The organism is Chitiniphilus shinanonensis DSM 23277, from assembly GCF_000374805.1.
GTDB lineage: Bacteria > Pseudomonadota > Gammaproteobacteria > Burkholderiales > Chitinibacteraceae > Chitiniphilus > Chitiniphilus shinanonensis.
Window position 1 is genome coordinate 124,402 of record NZ_KB895340.1, and the last position, 16,486, is coordinate 140,887.

18 protein-coding genes are annotated in these 16,486 nt (G+C 60.1%); 14 read left to right on the forward strand and 4 right to left on the reverse strand.

All coding sequences use genetic code 11. The features are described from left to right. Window positions 1–92 precede the first annotated feature (92 nt). From C556_RS19870 to C556_RS0108765, 7 genes are all read left to right on the forward strand, one after another. Window positions 93–1,058, forward strand: coding sequence for an L-threonylcarbamoyladenylate synthase (locus tag C556_RS19870; RefSeq protein WP_040430835.1), 966 nt, complete (start codon window positions 93–95; stop codon window positions 1,056–1,058). A 142-nt stretch (window positions 1,059–1,200) separates the two neighbouring features. After that, window positions 1,201–1,668 (forward strand): type IV pilin protein, encoded by a 468-nt coding sequence (locus tag C556_RS22210; RefSeq protein ID WP_026262932.1) that lies wholly within the window; start codon window positions 1,201–1,203, stop codon window positions 1,666–1,668. A 1-nt stretch (window position 1,669) separates the two neighbouring features. Next, complete coding sequence (locus tag C556_RS22215; protein ID WP_083930510.1) at window positions 1,670–2,188, forward strand: GspH/FimT family pseudopilin; 519 nt, start codon at window positions 1,670–1,672, stop codon at window positions 2,186–2,188. Continuing rightward, window positions 2,188–2,940 (forward strand): PilW family protein, encoded by a 753-nt coding sequence (locus C556_RS22220; RefSeq protein WP_157236039.1) that lies wholly within the window; start codon window positions 2,188–2,190, stop codon window positions 2,938–2,940. The genes C556_RS22215 and C556_RS22220 overlap by 1 nt, the downstream gene beginning before the upstream one ends. Beyond that, a complete protein-coding gene (locus C556_RS22920; protein WP_157236041.1) occupies window positions 2,933–4,234 on the forward strand; it encodes a hypothetical protein in 1,302 nt (433 codons plus the stop codon). The genes C556_RS22220 and C556_RS22920 overlap by 8 nt, the downstream gene beginning before the upstream one ends. 2 nt (window positions 4,235–4,236) lie before the next feature. Further along, the gene (locus C556_RS22225) at window positions 4,237–4,644 is read left to right on the forward strand and encodes a type IV pilus modification PilV family protein (RefSeq protein WP_157236043.1); all 408 of its coding nucleotides are present in this window, start codon (window positions 4,237–4,239) and stop codon (window positions 4,642–4,644) included. Between the two features lie 252 nt (window positions 4,645–4,896). After that, window positions 4,897–7,167: an arginine/lysine/ornithine decarboxylase gene (locus C556_RS0108765; protein WP_018747869.1), complete on the forward strand. Its 2,271-nt coding sequence runs from the start codon at window positions 4,897–4,899 to the stop codon at window positions 7,165–7,167. 67 nt (window positions 7,168–7,234) lie between these two features. Here C556_RS0108765 and C556_RS0108770 read toward each other — a convergent pair whose 3' ends face one another. Then, entirely contained in the window at window positions 7,235–8,242 is a 1,008-nt protein-coding gene (locus C556_RS0108770) for a DUF4344 domain-containing metallopeptidase (RefSeq protein ID WP_157236045.1), read from the reverse strand. A gap of 7 nt (window positions 8,243–8,249) precedes the next feature. Further along, on the reverse strand, window positions 8,250–8,585 hold the full coding sequence (locus C556_RS0108775; RefSeq protein ID WP_018747871.1) for a hypothetical protein: 336 nt from the start codon (window positions 8,583–8,585) through the stop codon (window positions 8,250–8,252). 406 nt (window positions 8,586–8,991) lie between these two features. Between C556_RS0108775 and C556_RS0108780 the strand changes: the two genes are divergently transcribed. Together C556_RS0108780 and C556_RS0108785 are read left to right on the forward strand one after the other, a co-directional pair. Continuing rightward, entirely contained in the window at window positions 8,992–9,948 is a 957-nt protein-coding gene (locus C556_RS0108780) for a 5'/3'-nucleotidase SurE (RefSeq protein ID WP_026262933.1), read from the forward strand. Between the two features lie 11 nt (window positions 9,949–9,959). Then, window positions 9,960–10,607, forward strand: a complete 648-nt coding sequence (locus tag C556_RS0108785; RefSeq protein ID WP_026262934.1) for a hypothetical protein — start codon at window positions 9,960–9,962, stop codon at window positions 10,605–10,607. Between the two features lie 98 nt (window positions 10,608–10,705). Here C556_RS0108785 and C556_RS22925 read toward each other — a convergent pair whose 3' ends face one another. Next, complete coding sequence (locus C556_RS22925; RefSeq protein ID WP_018747874.1) at window positions 10,706–10,843, reverse strand: hypothetical protein; 138 nt, start codon at window positions 10,841–10,843, stop codon at window positions 10,706–10,708. Window positions 10,844–10,878: 35 nt separating this feature from the next. Then, window positions 10,879–11,403: a hypothetical protein gene (locus C556_RS19875; protein ID WP_157236047.1), complete on the reverse strand. Its 525-nt coding sequence runs from the start codon at window positions 11,401–11,403 to the stop codon at window positions 10,879–10,881. Window positions 11,404–11,626: 223 nt separating this feature from the next. Between C556_RS19875 and rlmM the strand changes: the two genes are divergently transcribed. The 5 genes from rlmM (at window position 11,627) to C556_RS0108820 (ending at window position 16,421) form a co-directional block, all read left to right on the forward strand. Beyond that, the gene (gene rlmM / locus C556_RS0108800; protein ID WP_018747876.1) at window positions 11,627–12,694 is read left to right on the forward strand and encodes a 23S rRNA (cytidine(2498)-2'-O)-methyltransferase RlmM; all 1,068 of its coding nucleotides are present in this window, start codon (window positions 11,627–11,629) and stop codon (window positions 12,692–12,694) included. A gap of 76 nt (window positions 12,695–12,770) precedes the next feature. Next, the gene (mscL, locus tag C556_RS0108805; protein WP_018747877.1) at window positions 12,771–13,199 is read left to right on the forward strand and encodes a large conductance mechanosensitive channel protein MscL; all 429 of its coding nucleotides are present in this window, start codon (window positions 12,771–12,773) and stop codon (window positions 13,197–13,199) included. A 376-nt stretch (window positions 13,200–13,575) separates the two neighbouring features. Next, complete coding sequence (locus C556_RS0108810; protein WP_018747878.1) at window positions 13,576–14,505, forward strand: ABC transporter substrate-binding protein; 930 nt, start codon at window positions 13,576–13,578, stop codon at window positions 14,503–14,505. Window positions 14,506–14,727: 222 nt separating this feature from the next. After that, on the forward strand, window positions 14,728–15,630 hold the full coding sequence (locus C556_RS0108815; protein ID WP_018747879.1) for an ABC transporter permease: 903 nt from the start codon (window positions 14,728–14,730) through the stop codon (window positions 15,628–15,630). Beyond that, a complete protein-coding gene (locus tag C556_RS0108820; RefSeq protein WP_026262936.1) occupies window positions 15,627–16,421 on the forward strand; it encodes an ABC transporter ATP-binding protein in 795 nt (264 codons plus the stop codon). Before C556_RS0108815 ends, C556_RS0108820 begins: the two co-directional genes overlap by 4 nt. Window positions 16,422–16,486: the final 65 nt, after the last annotated feature.

Consider the following 16,486-nt stretch of genomic DNA (forward strand, 5'->3'; position numbering starts at 1 on the left):
GCCCCGCAAAAGCCGGCCCCGCGCCGGCTTTTTTGTGGGCCGAACCCCGGGTCCGCCTACGATATACTTCGCCTTTTGCCGATGTGATCGACATGAACGAGCTGGAACTTGCGCTCGCTCGCCTTCGGGCTGGCGAACTCGTCGCCATTCCGACCGAGACCGTCTATGGGCTGGCCGCCGACGCCGCCAATCTGGATGCGGTCGCCAGGATCTTCGCCCTGAAAGGTCGCCCGGCCGATCACCCGGTCATCGTTCATATCGCAGGCAGCGCGCAATTACCGCAATGGGCCCGGGATATTCCCGACTCTGCCTGGAAACTGGCCGAAGCCTTCTGGCCCGGCCCGCTGACCCTGATCCTGAAACGCCAGCCCCATGTGCTCGACGCCGTCACCGGCGGTCAGGACACCGTGGGTCTGCGCGCCCCGGCGCATCCACTGACCCATGAATTGCTGGTCCGCTTCGACGGCGGCCTGGCCGCCCCATCCGCCAATCGCTTTGGCCATGTCAGCCCGACCCGCGCCCACCATGTGCGCGACGAGTTCGGTGCCGAATGTCCATTGGTCCTGGACGGCGGCCCTTGCGATGTCGGCGTGGAATCCACCATCGTCAGCCTGGCAGGCGAACACCCGGTACTGCTTCGCCCCGGCGGCGTCACACGCGAAGCCATCGAAGCCTTGCTGAACACGCCCCTGCTCCACCATCAGGACAGTGCCAGCGCCAAGATGCGGGCCTCCGGTTTGCTGGATTCGCACTACTCCCCGCGCACGCCCTTGGTGACCGGCGAGTATGCGAACATCCTGCCGGCCATCGAGCAAGCCCTAGCCGCCGGCGAGCCCATCGCGATCATCAGCATCGGCACTTGGCCAGCCCACGGCCCTCAAGGTGACGTTTACCCGATGCCTGACAACCCCGAGCAATACGCTCGACTCATTTATGACAAACTTCGTCAGCTAGATAAGCAGACCTACTCGCGCATCTTCCTCCAGCTCCCACCGATAACCCCAGGTTGGCTGGCTGTAAACGACCGCTTGCGCCGCGCGGCACATAGCAGAATCTAGCCACCACTAGTCCAGCAAAACTCGGCCGATCGTCAGTTCTGACATTTCTTCAGAGACTCAGCCCGCCCCATAGGTTGATGCTCGTAAAGGAAAACCCGTAAGATGAAAGGAAAAGGCTAACGGCGATCCTAAGGGGGCAAAGATGCGACCACGCCTAGAAGTACGGTCTACCGGTTTCACGCTGATCGAACTGATGGTGGTCGTCGCCATCATCGGCGTACTGGCGGCCATTGCCCTCCCTAGCTATCAAGAATATGTTCGAAAGTCGCGCCGATCAGATGCCGTGGTGATGTTTGCAAAGATTCAGCAAGCACAACAGAAATGGCGCGCCAACAATACAAGTTATACCAATAATTTTGGTGGGGATGGTCTGCGACTAGCGTCATCCAATAGTGTAACTTCACTAACCAGTGAAGGCGGTTATTACACCTTGAGCATTAGCGTTGACGCCGCCACACCTGGGCAAAAATATACCGTGACAGCAACTGCGCAAAATGCACAATCGCAAGATAAAAGCTCCTGCCGCACCTTGAGACTTGAAGTTAACCAAGGAAACTCCAGAATATATGATGGGGCCTCTGGCACAAACCAGAATTGCGTGAGCAAATAGCATGACCAAGAAAAGCGTGCACGGCTTTACATTGGTTGAAATGATGGCAGTGGTAACCATCCTTGGAATTGCGTTAGCTATTGCCATTCCTTCGGTGACCTCCTTTATTGCCAAGGAACGGCTGCGTTCCGCAGCTGGCGATTGGCGTTCCGCATTCTCACTGGCCAAAAGTGAAGCAACAAAGCGCAATATACCTCTTTATTTTGTGATATCTGCAAATCCCTCTACAGAGCCAGGGACTTGGTCATTAATCGTTAGCACCGCCTCCAGTTGCGCGCTTAATGCTGCCTGCGACATCAAATCCCTCAGAAGCACAGAATACAAGGGAATTCAGGTTACAGCCTTGGATGAAGATTTAAATGGTGCATCGATTGGAACATCACGTCCTCTGCCCAGCTTTTCAACCACTCAATCCATCACATTGACCAATACTTGGGGTTCTATTCAATTGAGTATGTCTCCAACTGGCTTGGTAAGCCAGTGCAGCACCCCAGCAATGCGTGATTATCCAGAATGCTAATGAGACAACGCGGCTTCTCTCTTATAGAAATACTTGTGGCGCTAGCGATAGCGATATTTCTACTTGGCGTGGTTGGCACATATCTGCTTACCAATTTACGCGCCCAAAGCGCCCACCTCCGCTCTGTCGCCTTAACGGACAATATGAATACGGCGCTTGATCTTATGACGAAAGAAATTCGTCGAGCTGGCTTCCACCAAGGCCCCAGTTATATATCGGCAGCTCAAGTCGCAAACATAAATACGATAGGTTATGCTTTTCCCGCCTCAGCCAGCACTGACGACCTAAAACGCAGCATTAATAAGACACTTTTCAAAAGTGACCGGCCTTCCGATAGTTGTGTTTTGTACAGCTACAATCGGAATCGTAATTTTGCCGCAACCACCCCAGCCAACCTGATTGATGTTGTAGATAATGATGAGCAGCAGGGATTTAAACTGGCCGATAACAGTATCCAAATGCGCACTTCTTGCTCTGGCTCCGCGTGCATGAGTTCATGTGATACTGGCACTTGGACAGCATTGTCAGATATAAAAAAAATGAAAATAGAAAAATTGCTTTTCTGCTATTACCCCACAGATAGTGAACCACCAAATCTGTATTACACCTCAGAAGCAGATAAAAATGAGCCGGGCACGGCAACATGCAGTGGCGTTGGTTCAAATATGATTATTTATTTGCGCGCAAGCGACCCAACCGATACGAGCGTGATGCGCACCGTCAAATCCAGTGTCAAAATTCGCAATGAATAATATGACCCTTTCTCGCCAAAAAGGGGTAGCCACACTCTTGGTCACCCTGGTCTTTTTATTGATAGCCACGATAGCGGTACTCGGCAGCAACAGAATAATTTACTCTCAACAACGGGACACCACAAACGTCTATCACAGTACTCAAGCCAACGAAATGGCAGAGGCCGCCATTGAATTTTTTATAGCGGAAGTCCAGCGCAATCGCAACAGCTATTTAAATGCGTCAAACGGATTAATTAGCAACAACACCATCAGCAACGGGACTCCGGGCACAAACAATTTACATGCTCGCATTACGGGCACATTCATTGGTGATTCCAGTAAAGCCGCGATGCTTTATGCGGCCGAAGTTTCTCTAATGAAACTCCGACTGCGGAGTATTGGGTTTTCCGATTGTAGCGGCCTAACCTCAAGTTCAAGCTTGGCAGATACCACCGCAAAATGTGGCGCCAAAATTGAACTCATTCAGGATATCGATCTAACTCAAATTGGATTACGCAATGCACTGACTGTCCAGTGTCAGATGCAATCTACGGGTTCGACCAATGTTCTTCTTGGCTGGAAAGCAACCCCTCCCTACCCCCCGGCCCTTTCCGGTTATGCAATCGAGACCGGCGGCGCCGAAAATAACGCGGGTAGCGAATACTACGTCAATCAAGGGGATAGCTCGAAAAAGCAAAATCTGAACCCTGATTTGTGCAGCATGAATCGGGATGATTATTTCAAATCATTCTTCAACAAAACTCCTGCTCAATTGCTTGACAGTACAAAATCTCTACGCCCCACTGATACGGATTTTTTGATTGCTCCTGTTAAGCGAGTAAGTGCCTCTGAATTTGCTGCTGCATGCCAAGACCCAAGCAGTTTTTTGCGTGACCCAGCCAAAACTGCTACGGTAGGCGTAGTGTGGGTAGATGGCAAAATCGATGATCCGACCAATGGCAATATCATACTCGGAAGTAGCTCATCATCGATGAGCAATTGCCAAGCAGGCTATGATAACGGTGCTGGAACCATTAATACCGCAAAAGTTATTTTTGATGGTAACACAACCATCTATGGCTCCATGAGCATTACAGGATTTATGTACGGGCGCAGTGACGGATCAGGATGGACGCATAGCCAGAAAGGGGCCTTATCCATATATGGAGCAGCAGCTTTCGAGGGTTCATACAATGGTACATCTCTCGTGCCCGGAATGACTTTGCATGTAGCAGCAGAAGAAAAATTCATCAATTCACTTGGCATGGCCAATGGCATTTCGGCAGCCAAAGGTAATTGGCGAGATTTTTGATCATGAAGAAAAATGGATTCTCGTTGATTGAAGTTCTGATCTGCATTGTGATCATTGCGGTCGGATTGTTGGCGCTATCTCGCCTCAATGCCTTGCTGTACAACGAGCAAGCATCAGCCAGACAACGCAGCGAAGCCCAACAGCTTTTACAGCAAACCACTGAAAACTTAAGAAGCATTACTTCGTATGGCACCAGTTCTCAATTGACTGTTGGTAACCACACCTCGGCTCAAACATTCAATGGTGGCAGTGGCGCGGAATACTCAATTGGCTGGACAGTGGCGAATGCCTGCACCGCGCCTACTGGTGGTACATGCGGTGATGCAGTGTTAGTTGTGGCAACAGTTAGCTGGGTAGACATAACTGGAAACCAGAGTCTTTCAGCTCGGACTCTTTTCCATACCAACTAGAGCGTGGCATTTACTGAGATTTCGATTCGGGCCAAGCGAGCGTCTAAGCAATATTGCAGACCTGAAAATTCCTTTCAAAAGAAAGCATCAAGCCCCGACCCGTGCAGCGGCTTTTAACTTGCATAGCAAGAGTTTTGGTTTACACTGCGCGCTTTCGGGACGTCCCAGGCCGGTAACAGGGCTGCTGCAACGGCAGCCCTGCCAGAGGTACCGCGCTCCCTTTCCTCCACTCTTTGGAAAGGTTCATTCCTCATGCGTTTTCACTTCCCTCTCGTCATCATCGACGAAGACTTCCGCTCCGAAAACACCAGCGGCTCCGGCATCCGCGAGCTGGCGCAGGCCGTCCAGGCCGAGGGCATGGAAGTCGTGGGTTACACCAGCTACGGCGATCTGACCTCGTTCGCCCAGCAGCAAAGCCGCGCGGCCGGTTTCATCCTGTCGATCGACGACGAGGAATTCGGCGCAGGCAGCCCCGAGGAAACGCAATTGGCGCTGGCGCAGCTGCGCGCCTTCGTCGCCGAAATCCGCCGCCGCAATGTGGACATCCCGCTGTATATCTATGGCGAGACGCGTACCGCGCGCCATATCCCGAACGACGTGCTGCGTGAACTGCATGGCTTCATCCACATGCATGAGGACACTCCGGAATTCGTGGCGCGCCACATCATCCGCGAGGCCCGCAGCTATCTGGACGGCCTTGCCCCGCCCTTCTTCCGTGCCCTCACCCACTATGCGCAGGACGGTTCGTATTCCTGGCACTGCCCCGGGCACTCCGGTGGCGTGGCCTTTCTCAAGAGCCCCGTCGGCCAGATGTTCCACCAGTTCTTCGGCGAAAACATGCTGCGCGCCGATGTCTGCAACGCGGTGGACGAACTGGGGCAATTGCTCGATCACACCGGGCCGGTCGCCGCGTCCGAGCGCAACGCCGCGCGCATCTTCAACGCGGACCATCTGTTCTTCGTCACCAACGGCACCTCGACTTCGAACAAGATCGTCTGGCACTCCACCGTGGCGCCGGGCGATATCGTGGTGGTCGATCGCAACTGCCATAAGTCGATCCTGCACGCCATCATGATGACCGGCGCAGTGCCGGTGTTCCTGATGCCCACGCGCAATCACTACGGCATCATCGGGCCGATCCCGCGGTCGGAATTCGAGCCGGAAACCATCCGCCAGAAGATGCTGGCCAATCCGTTCTGCCGGGAGAAGCTGGAAAAAGACCCGCACACCAAGCCGCGCGTGCTGACGATCACCCAATCCACCTACGACGGCATCATGTACAACGTCGAGGAGATCAAGGGTCTGCTCGATGGCCACATCGAAACCCTGCACTTCGACGAAGCCTGGCTGCCCCACGCGGCGTTCCACGATTTCTACGGCGATTACCACGCCATCGGCGAGGGCCGCCCGCGCTGCCAGACCTCGATGGTGTTCTCCACCCAGTCCACCCACAAGCTGTTGGCCGGGATTTCGCAGGCGTCGCAGATCCTGGTCCAGGATGCCGAACACAACCGCCTGGATCGCGACGTCTTCAACGAAGCGTATCTGATGCACACCTCCACCAGCCCGCAGTACGCCATCATCGCCTCGTGCGACGTGGCGGCGGCAATGATGGAGGCCCCGGCCGGCACGGCGCTGGTCGAGGAATCGCTGACCGAGGCATTGGATTTCCGCCGCGCCATGCGCAAGGTGGATGAAGAATACGGCGACGACTGGTGGTTCAAGGTGTGGGGGCCGGACGACCTGACCGATGAGGGGCTGGATCATCGCGATGCCTGGATGCTGAAGTCCGGCGAAAACTGGCACGGCTTCGGCGACGTGGCCGAGGGCTTCAACCTGCTCGATCCGATCAAGGCCACCGTGCTCACCCCGGGGCTGAATGTGGACGGCGACTTCTCCGAGACCGGCATCCCCGCCGCCATCGTCAGCAAATACCTGGCCGAACACGGCGTGGTGATCGAAAAGACCGGCCTTTATTCCTTCTTCATCATGTTCACCATCGGCATCACCAAGGGCCGCTGGAACACCATGGTGACCGCGCTGCAGCAGTTCAAGGACGACTACGACAAGAACGCGCCGCTGTGGCGCATCCTGCCCGAGTTCGTGTCGCAGTTCCCGCAATACGAGCGTATCGGCCTGAAGGACTTGTGCCAGCAGATCCACGGCATCTACAAGTCGCGCGACGTGGCCCGACTGACCACCGAGATGTATCTGTCGGACATGACCCCGGCGATGAAGCCCGCCAAGGCCTTTGCCAAGATGGCACATCGCGAAATCGATCGCGTGCCCATCGACGAACTGGAGGGCCGCATCACCGCCGTGATGTTCACGCCTTACCCTCCAGGCATTCCGCTGTTGATCCCGGGGGAAGTGTTCAACGCCACCATCGTGGATTATTTGCGTTTCGTGCGTGAATTCAACGGCCGCTTCCCTGGCTTCGAAACCTATATCCATGGGCTGGTTGCGGAAAAGGTCAATGGCGAATTCCGCTATTACGTCGATTGCGTACGCCCCGAAGTCTGATTCGCCTTAATTATTGTTTAATAAAAAAGGCCAGCATTGCTGGCCTTTTTTATTGCGAAGCACCGCCTCAGCCGGCATTGCCCTGCTGCATTTTCTTGATCGAGGACGCATCGTAGGCCGAAGGATCGAAAGCCGGATAATCCTTGTTCTGCAATCTCTTCACTTCCGCCGTATCGAGATGCGGCACCACCAGTTTGTCCATCGCACGATCCAGGCGCCGCCAATCCTGCGGGCAGGATTCCGCCCGCCCCTTTGGCAGCAGCCCCTTTTCCACCAGGAAGCCGTAGCGCTTGGTATCGCTGCCGTAGGCATCGCATAACATATTGAAATAACGCTGTTGATGCAGCGGGTGCGCGTCGGCGAACGAGCCGAACTCCAGGTCGGAAGTGCTGGTGAAGTCCGCGTGATTCTTCATGAAGAAGAACTTGGCGCCTTGCAGAATCCAGTGTACCTGCGGGTCCTTGGACTTCAACAACATATAGATGGCGAAGGCATCGGCCGCATCCTCGGCATTGCCGATGATGGGCACATCGAAGGCATCGTAGACCGCATGGCCCAATTCATGAAGAATCAGGAATTTGACACCGCCGATGGCCACATTGCGCCGATATTCCGGTGTCCGCTTGGTCATTTCGGTTTGTGCTTTGTCGTGGAAATCCTTGAACAGCTCGTAACACACCACGATCGTGGCCTTGCTTGGCCAGTAATAGGCATTGGAAACCCCGCATTCCTTGGTTTCCAGCTTCAGCCCGTTCGGCCAATTGACCAGCTTCAACACAGGCTCCATTTTCTTTCCTGCGTCTTCGTCTTTCAGCCACTCATAGTACTTTTGCAATTCAGGATTCTTGGGCGGGTCATAGAGATACTTGAAAGTCTTGTTCACCTTGGGAGCAGGTGAATCCGCCGGCTGCGCAACGGGCGCATTGTCTTTGCATCCCACCGACAGCGCCAGGGCGCCGGCCAGGATCAACGCAAGGTGAACACGCATCTGATATCCCCCGAAACGAAAAAAAGGACAGAATAAAATTCTGTCCTTTTTATAAGTGGTGGCCTGCTCGACTGCAAGCCACGCCATCCGCGGCTTACTGGGCCGGCTTGGTGGCCTTTTCCGGTTCCGCGCCATCGCCGGCTTGCGGCTTGGTGGCGTTTTCGGCTTCGGCGCCGTCACCTGCTTGGGGCTTGGTGGCCTGTTCGCCTTCGGCACCGTCACCAGCTTGCGGCTTGGTGGCCTGTTCGCCTTCGGCACCGTCACCAGCTTGCGGCTTGGTGGCTTGTTCGCCTTCGGCACCGTCGCCGCCTTGCGGCTGCGTGGCGGTTTCCGACTGGGCGCCGTCACCGGCTTGCGGCTCTTGCTTGCTGCAAGCAGCAATCGACAGCGCGAAAACACCAGCGAGCAGGGCAGTGAGGATCTTGGACATTTGCAGGTACCTCGTTATAAGGGTGACAAGAAATTGCACGGTCAAGCGTAGTGGTATTTCGGGCGCAATCCAAGAGCGGAAAACCCCCGTGTATAAAAAACCACACATTCATTACAGTCGGTTACGGGTGTGGGGGCTGGTTTGTTGAATATCGCAGCGAAAGAAATTCCGGTTTATTACCGGTGGAAAACAAATGGTTACGTCTGGCGCTTCCACCGCTCTTTTAGTCGAGCCCCGCCTAATAGAATAGTCGTCTCGTTGTAATTGTCATCCCCTCCTCGCGTCGTCCCCCTCATGCCGCAACGCACCGCCGGTGGCGTGCGGCACGGCGCACTTCATATAAATTACACACAACCTTGTTTCAATCCTGCCTCCACCAGACCAACTACCCCAGGGGAACAGGACAATGAGACTCCGCCACACGGCCGCCGCACTGCTGGCACTCGGCATGACCACGCCAGCGTTCGCGCTGAACATCCTGCTGTCGAACGACGACGGCTTCGCCGCCGCCAACGTGCGCGCGCTCTATACCCAGCTGAAGGCGGCCGGCCACGATGTGATCGTGTCGGCGCCGTGCCAGGACCAGAGCGGCAAGGGCGCTGCGGCCAACTTCCTCACCCCGTTGACTCCGCTGACCAAGGATTGCCGTGGCGGCACGGTCAAGGCTGGCGCGCCCGGCGTGGGCAGCGACCCGAGCATCGCCGATATCCACTATGTGGACGGCACGCCGGTGATGGCAACCATGTATGGGCTGGATGTCCTGGCGCCCGCGCGCTGGGGCAAGGCGCCCGACCTGGTGATCTCCGGCCCGAACGAAGGTCAGAACCTCGGCAGCCTGGTCAATTCGTCCGGCACCGTCAGCAATGCCATTTTCGCCGCCGGCCGCGGCATCCCGTCGATCGCGATCAGCGCCGACACCAATACCAAGGACAACGCCGCACTGGCCGACGAGGCCGCGGTGCTGACCGTGAAGTTTGTCGACGCGCTGCTGGCCAAGCGCGGCAACGGCCCGATCATGCCCGCAGGCACCTCGATCAACGTCAACCTGCCCAAGTTCGAAGCCGGCGGCAGCAGCAAGGTGCAGTGGGTGTTCAGCCGCTTCGGCAGCTACACCGCGATGATGCCCAAGTTCGTCGCCAACCTGGCGCAGGACCCGATCGCATCCGCCTATGGCATCAGCTACCCGTACCCGGGCGTCACCTTCTCGCTGAACAACAACCCTGGCGCCAACGATGCCGGCAGCGAATCGGCGCTGAACGCCAAGGGTTTTGCCACCGTGACCACCATGCAGGTGGGTTTCGAGGCGCGTCCGCAGGCGCAGCAATGGCTGCGGCTGCGGCTCAAAGACCTGTTGGCTCAGTGAGGGGCAGGATCATGAACGCACTTCGATATTCCGTGCCCTTGCTGGCGAGCCTGCTGCTTGCCGCGTGCGGCAGCGACGGCGATTCGCAACCGTCCCCGCCGACGTCCCCCAAGGTCAGCGTCGACGCGCTGCCCGCAGGCAGCTACACCGTCGCCATCGGGGCGGGCGATGCGTTGCAGGTGGGTCAGTACTACGCCGGCAGCGACGGCAGCCGGCTGCTGATCGTCAACGGCGACGACGAGACCGCACAGGCGCTCTACCAGCAAGGCAACGACGGTAAATGGCGCGCGGTGCCGGCGCCCAAGGCCGACGTGACGGTCAGCCTCGCCGGCGCCGAATCGCGCAACAGCACCGCGCTCGACCTCGCGCAGCTGGCCGGCACTTATCAAGTGCCGCTGGCCGGAGGCGCAGTCGCGGTGTTCAGCCTGTCCGCCGATGGTGTGATCACGCCGCAGGGCGCCGGCTGCCGCCTCAGCGGTCAGGCCAGCGCCGGCAAGCTGCCCGGCAGCCTGGCGCTGACGCTCACCCTGGCCGATTGCGCCGGCCTGCCCGCCCAAGGCAGCGGCGCCCTGTTCGCCGACCCGGACTACGCCCCGGCGTTGCGCCTGATCGTCGACGATGGGGCCAAGCTGGCCGATCTGTGGGCCTATGCGGTCTGACTCAGCAAAAACGGCTTGCCATATGGCAAGCCGTTTTTCTCATGGAACGCCCAGGACAAATAATTGCCCTTCAAACGCGGCGCGAAGGTCGATTCGTCCTAACCCTGGCGTGGAGGAGGCGAATCGGAACTGGCGGTGCGGTTGCGCAGCAGGTCCGACACATCGTGCAGCCAGGGGCTGGTCGCGACGACGCCGACGATGACCACCAGCCAGAGCCCTACCAGTTTCCTAGCCATCTTTCACCTCCTCCAGTGCGCCACGCGCCCTGTCGTCACCAGGCGAAGTGCACGTTCCTCGCCGCGTTGCCCTTCACGCTGACCGTGCGGGCCAAGGTCTTGCCTTCGTAGGTGGCCGAGATCCTGTAGTTGCCGTCGGGCAACTGCACGAAGAAGTACGGCCCCTTGCTTTCACTTTCCAGAATGGTGGTCCCCTTGCGATCGACCACCGTCACCGGCACGCCCGCCACATAGGCGCCGTCCTTCTGGGTCAACAGCAGGCGCACGTTGTATTGCGGCTTGACCGCGTTGAGCGATGCCAATTCCTCGTCACCCACCCCACCGGTCACGAAATTCGGCTGGGCGGTGGCATCCGCGGCGAACAGCGGGGCGGACAAGGCCAGACACAGCGCACCGTAGATACCCAGGTTGCGGATTTGCTTCATTTGATTGTCCTCCATGGAGCCGCCAACAAAACCCTCCTGGCTGCGTCGCGCGAACTTGCCGTACACCTTGTACTGTCTGCGTTTCGCGCTTCTTGCCAGGACCACTTCGCTGGGTTTTGTTAGCGGCTCGTCCATACGGAGCGCCCTGAGGCGCGCTCGGGAACATCCCGACACCGATGTTGGAGCCCAACCACACTGCCGTGTTCTGCCACTATTTACGATATCGTTAAAAAGTTATATGTAAGTTGCCAGTCGGCATAAATCAGGTGCCAGCAGGTTTCTTTTCCCGGCCAGACGGGCAGGCTCGTCAAAGCCGGTACGGCGCACTACACTGCCGCACCTTTCCGGAGCCCGTGCCATGTCCTCGACCCTGCTGTTCTACTGCCGTCCCGGCTTCGAAAACGACGTGCGCCAGGAATGGAGCGGCCGGTATTCGGAGGACGGCCGCTGGGAGAGCGGCGACGGCTATGCCCTGCTCCATCTGCAACAGACGCCCCCGCCCGAAGCGCTCGACGCGGCCAACTGGATCTTCGCCCGCCAGGTGCTGAGCGTGCTGGGCCAGGTCAAGCTGGGCGAACGCGACCGGCTTTCGCCGATCCTGGCGCTGCTCGACACGCTTCCGGCCGGCCAACGCGGGCCGTGGTCGGCGGCCTGGCTGGAGCATCCCGACAGCGACGCCGGCAAGCCGCTCTCGGGCTTTTGCCGCCGCTTCACGCCGATTCTGGAGAAAGCGCTCGGCGAGCGTGGCCTGCTGCTGGACAACGCCAAGGCGCCGCGCCTGCACCTGTTCTTCACCGCGCTGGATCAGGCGTGGATCGCCACCACCGATCCGCGCCACGCCAGCCCTTGGCCGCTGGGCGTGCCGCGCGTGCGCATGCCCAGCGAAGCGCCCAGCCGCTCCACGCTGAAGCTGGCCGAAGCCTTCATGACGCTGGTGCCGGATGCCGACGACCGCCTCAAGCCCGGCATGGTCGGCGTGGACCTGGGCGCCGCGCCCGGTGGCTGGACCTATCAGCTGGTGGCGCGCGGCCTCAAGGTGTTCGCCATCGACAACGGCCCGATGAAGGGCAACATGGCCATCCACCCGCACGTCAAGCACCTGCGCGAGGATGGTTTCCGCTTCCGGCCGCAACACCCGGTGGATTGGCTGGTGTGCGACATGGTCGAGCAGCCCGTACGCATCGCCAAGCTGATCGCCGACTGGTTCGTCCAGGGACAGACCCGCCATGCCGTGTTCAATTTGAAGCTGCCGATGAAGAAGCGCTGGCTGGAGATCGAGCGCTGCTTCGGCCTGATCGAAGGTGCGCTGGACGAGGCCGGGCTGCGCTATACCCTGTGCGCCAAGCAGCTCTACCACGACCGCGAAGAAATCACCTGCTACCTGGCGCTGACGCGCAGCGAACAGGCACGCCGCCGTCGCCGCTGAGGGCACGTGGCGGTTTGACAGCGCAAACGGCCGCCGCCTACCCTTCGGCTGTCCAAAAACACAACGGAGCTGCTCGATGCTGAAGGAATTCAAGGAATTCGCCATGCGTGGCAACGTCGTCGACCTGGCGGTCGGCGTCATCATCGGTGCCGCGTTCGGCAAGATCGTCGATTCGCTGGTCAAGGACATCATCATGCCGCCGATCGGCCTGCTGCTGGGCAAGGTGGATTTCTCCAACCTCTACATCCTGCTCAAGGACGGCGACAAGCTGGCCGGCCCCTACCCGACCCTGAAGGCGGCCCAGGATGCCGGCGCGGTCACCCTCAACTACGGCCTGTTCGTCAACGCAGCCTTCACCTTCGTGATCGTCGCCTTCGCCGTGTTCCTGCTGGTCAAGGGCATCAACAACCTGCGCCGCAAGGAAGAAGCCGCGCCGGCAGAACCGGCCGCACCGCCCGAAGACATCCTGCTGCTGCGCGAGATCCGCGATTCGCTGAAGAAATAAGCCCGATCTCCGCACCGCCGCGCGAACGTCCCACCTCGCGGCAGCAAGTCAGACGCCACGCCACCGCGTGGCGTTTTCGCATGCGCGTTCGGCCAGCCGGCGGCCGAACCTGCACAGGTTCTGCGCCAGAACACAATTTCCCCCGCCGCGCCGGTGTACAACAGCCGGGACCGTCGCATCCGCGCCACCCGCCGTGTTTCCCTAATTGTCGGGGCCTGCGGGAAATGCGATGTTCCGCCAGCCCGGAACCGGCACCGACTTTGTCATAGAATTGACCCGCTCGCTTCGCAGGCTCACCGCTACCGCATTCACTTTTCGGATACTGATCATGACCCGTGTAACCCGTCGCATCGCCCTGAGCTGTCTGGCAGCCGGAATGCTGGCTGCCTTCACCCCCGCCGCCTTCGCCGCCGAACTGAAATCGGTGGGCGTCACCGCCATCGTCGATCACCCGGCGCTCGACTCGGTGCGCAAGGGCATCGAGGACCAGTTGAAGGACGAAGGCTTCGAACCGGGCAAGCAGATCAAGTACCAGTACCAGAGCGCCCAGGGCAACACCGCCACCGCCGCGCAGATCGCCCGCAAGTTCGTCGGCGACAAGACCGACGTGATCGTCGCCATCGCCACGCCCAGCGCGCAGGCGGCCGTCGCGGCCACCCGCAGCATTCCGGTGGTGTTCACCGCGGTGACCGACCCGGTGGCCGCCAAGCTGGTCAAGAGCTGGAAACCCAGCGGCACCAACGTCACCGGCGTGTCCGACCGCCTGCCGCTGGCCCCGCAGATCGACCTGATCCAGAAGGTGAAGCCGGGCGCCAAGCGCGTCGGCATGGTCTACAGCCCGGGCGAAGTGAACTCGGTGACGGTGGCCAAGGAGATGAAGGCCGAGCTGGCCAAGCGCGGCATGACGCTGGTGCAGGCCGCCGCCGCGCGCAGCGTGGACGTGGCCCCCGCCGCCAAGAGCCTGATCGGCAAGGTGGACGTGATCTACACCTCCACCGACAACAACGTGATCTCCACCTACGAATCGATGGTGCGCGTGGCCAGCGACGCCAAGATCCCGCTGGTGGCCGCCGACACCGATTCGGTCGGCCGTGGCGCCATCGCCGCGCTCGGCATGAACTACTACGACATGGGCCGCCAGACCGGCAAGGTCGTGGCGCGCATCCTCAAGGGCGAGAAGCCCGGCAAGATCGCCCCGGAAACCGGCATCAAGACCACGCTGGTGGTCAACCCCGCTTCCGCGCAGAAGCAAGGCGCGCCGCTGTCCGAGGCACTGCTCAAGGAAGCCAAGGAAGTCGTGAAGTAACGAGCCCGCAACGGCTGGCGGCACCGCCGCCGGCCGGGGTTCCACAAGAATGCCGCGTCGGGGAGGCGCGGCCTGGGAGACACCCGCCAAGCACGACAGCCCGCCCCGCCCGACCCGGCCGCGTTCGACATGCGGCATTTGCTTTTCGGGCTGCGCGTTCACACAGTGGGCAATGAAGCTGTCGCTGGCAATCGGCCTCCCAAGCATAAGAAAGAGGTTTTCATGTCGTTCATATCCCTGATGGGGGCACTGGAAATCGGCCTGATCTTCGCGCTGGTCGCGCTGGGCGTGCTGATTTCCTTTCGTATCCTGAATTTTCCGGATCTCACCGCCGACGGCAGCTTCCCGCTGGGCGGCGCCGTGGCCGCCACGCTGATCGCCGGCGGCTACGATCCCTGGTTCGCCACCGCGCTGGCCATGGTGGCCGGCGCCGGCGCCGGCTTCGTCACCGGCTGGCTCAACGTGCGGCTCAACATCCTGCAACTGCTGGCCAGCATCCTGGTGATGATCGCGCTGTACTCGATCAACCTGCGCATCATGGGCGCGCCCAATGTGCCGCTGATCGGCGAGCCCACGGTGTTCTCGCCCTTCCTGCCCGGCGAGGGCGACGCCGGCTACTGGATCCAGCCGCTGGTGCTGGCGGTGATCGTGATCGTCGCCAAGCTCGCGCTCGACGCCTACTTCGCGTCGCAATCCGGCCTGGCGATGCGCGCCACCGGCGCCAACCCGCGCATGGCGCGCTCGCAGGGCATCTCCACCGACCGCGCCGTGCTGACCGGCATGGCGATCTCCAACGCGCTGATCGCCCTGGGCGGCGCGCTGTACGTGCAGACGCAGGGCGGCTCGGACATCTCGATGGGCATCGGCACCATCGTGGTCGGCCTGGCGGCCGTCATCATCGGCGAAACGCTGATCCCCAGTCGCTCGCTGTGGATCGCCACCCTGGCCGCCGTGCTCGGCGCCATCCTGTACCGGCTGCTGATCGCGCTGGCGCTGACCGCCGACTTCATCGGCCTGCAGGCGCAGGACCTGAACCTGATCACCGCAGTGCTGGTGGGCTTCGCGCTGGTGCTGCCCACCATCAAGGCCAAGCTGCGCAAGACCCTGGGAGGACGCAACCCATGATGCGCGCACAAGGACTGACCAAGACCTTCAACCCCGGCACGCCGATCGAGAACCGCGCGCTGCGCGGACTGGATCTCGACATCCCCACCGGCCAGTTCGTCACCGTGATCGGCAGCAACGGCGCCGGCAAATCCACCTTCCTCAACGCCATCAGCGGCGATCTGGCGGTGGACCAGGGCTCGATCCACATCGACGACAAGGACGTCACCCGCCTCAACGCCTGGCAACGCGCCGGGCTGGTGGCGCGCGTGTTCCAGGACCCGATGGCGGGCACCTGCGAAGGGCTGAGCATCGAGGAGAATCTGTCGCTGGCGTGGCAGCGCGGCGAGCGCCGCGGCCTGCGCCGCGCGGTGACCCCGGCGCTGCGCGAGGCATTCCGCGCCAAGTTGTCCACCTTGAAGCTGGGGCTGGAAAACCGCCTTTCCGACCGCATGGGCCTGCTCTCGGGCGGCCAGCGCCAGGCGGTCAGCCTGCTGATGGCGTCGCTCAAGCCATCGCGCATCCTGCTGCTGGACGAGCACACCGCCGCGCTCGACCCGCGCACCGCCGCCTTCGTGCTGGAGCTGACCGACCAGATCGTCGCCGACGGCAAGCTGACCACGCTGATGGTCACGCACTCGATGCGTCAGGCACTGGACCACGGCGACCGCACCGTGATGCTGCATCAGGGCCGCGTGGTGCTCGACGTGTCGGGCGAGGAACGCGCCAGACTGGATGTGCCGCACCTGCTGGCGATGTTCGAGAAGACGCGCGGCGAAACGCTGGACGACGACGCGCTGCTGCTTGGGTGATTGGAGCAGGACGCCGCTAAAACCAACTTCAAATCTTGAAACACAGAGGACACGGAGAACACAGA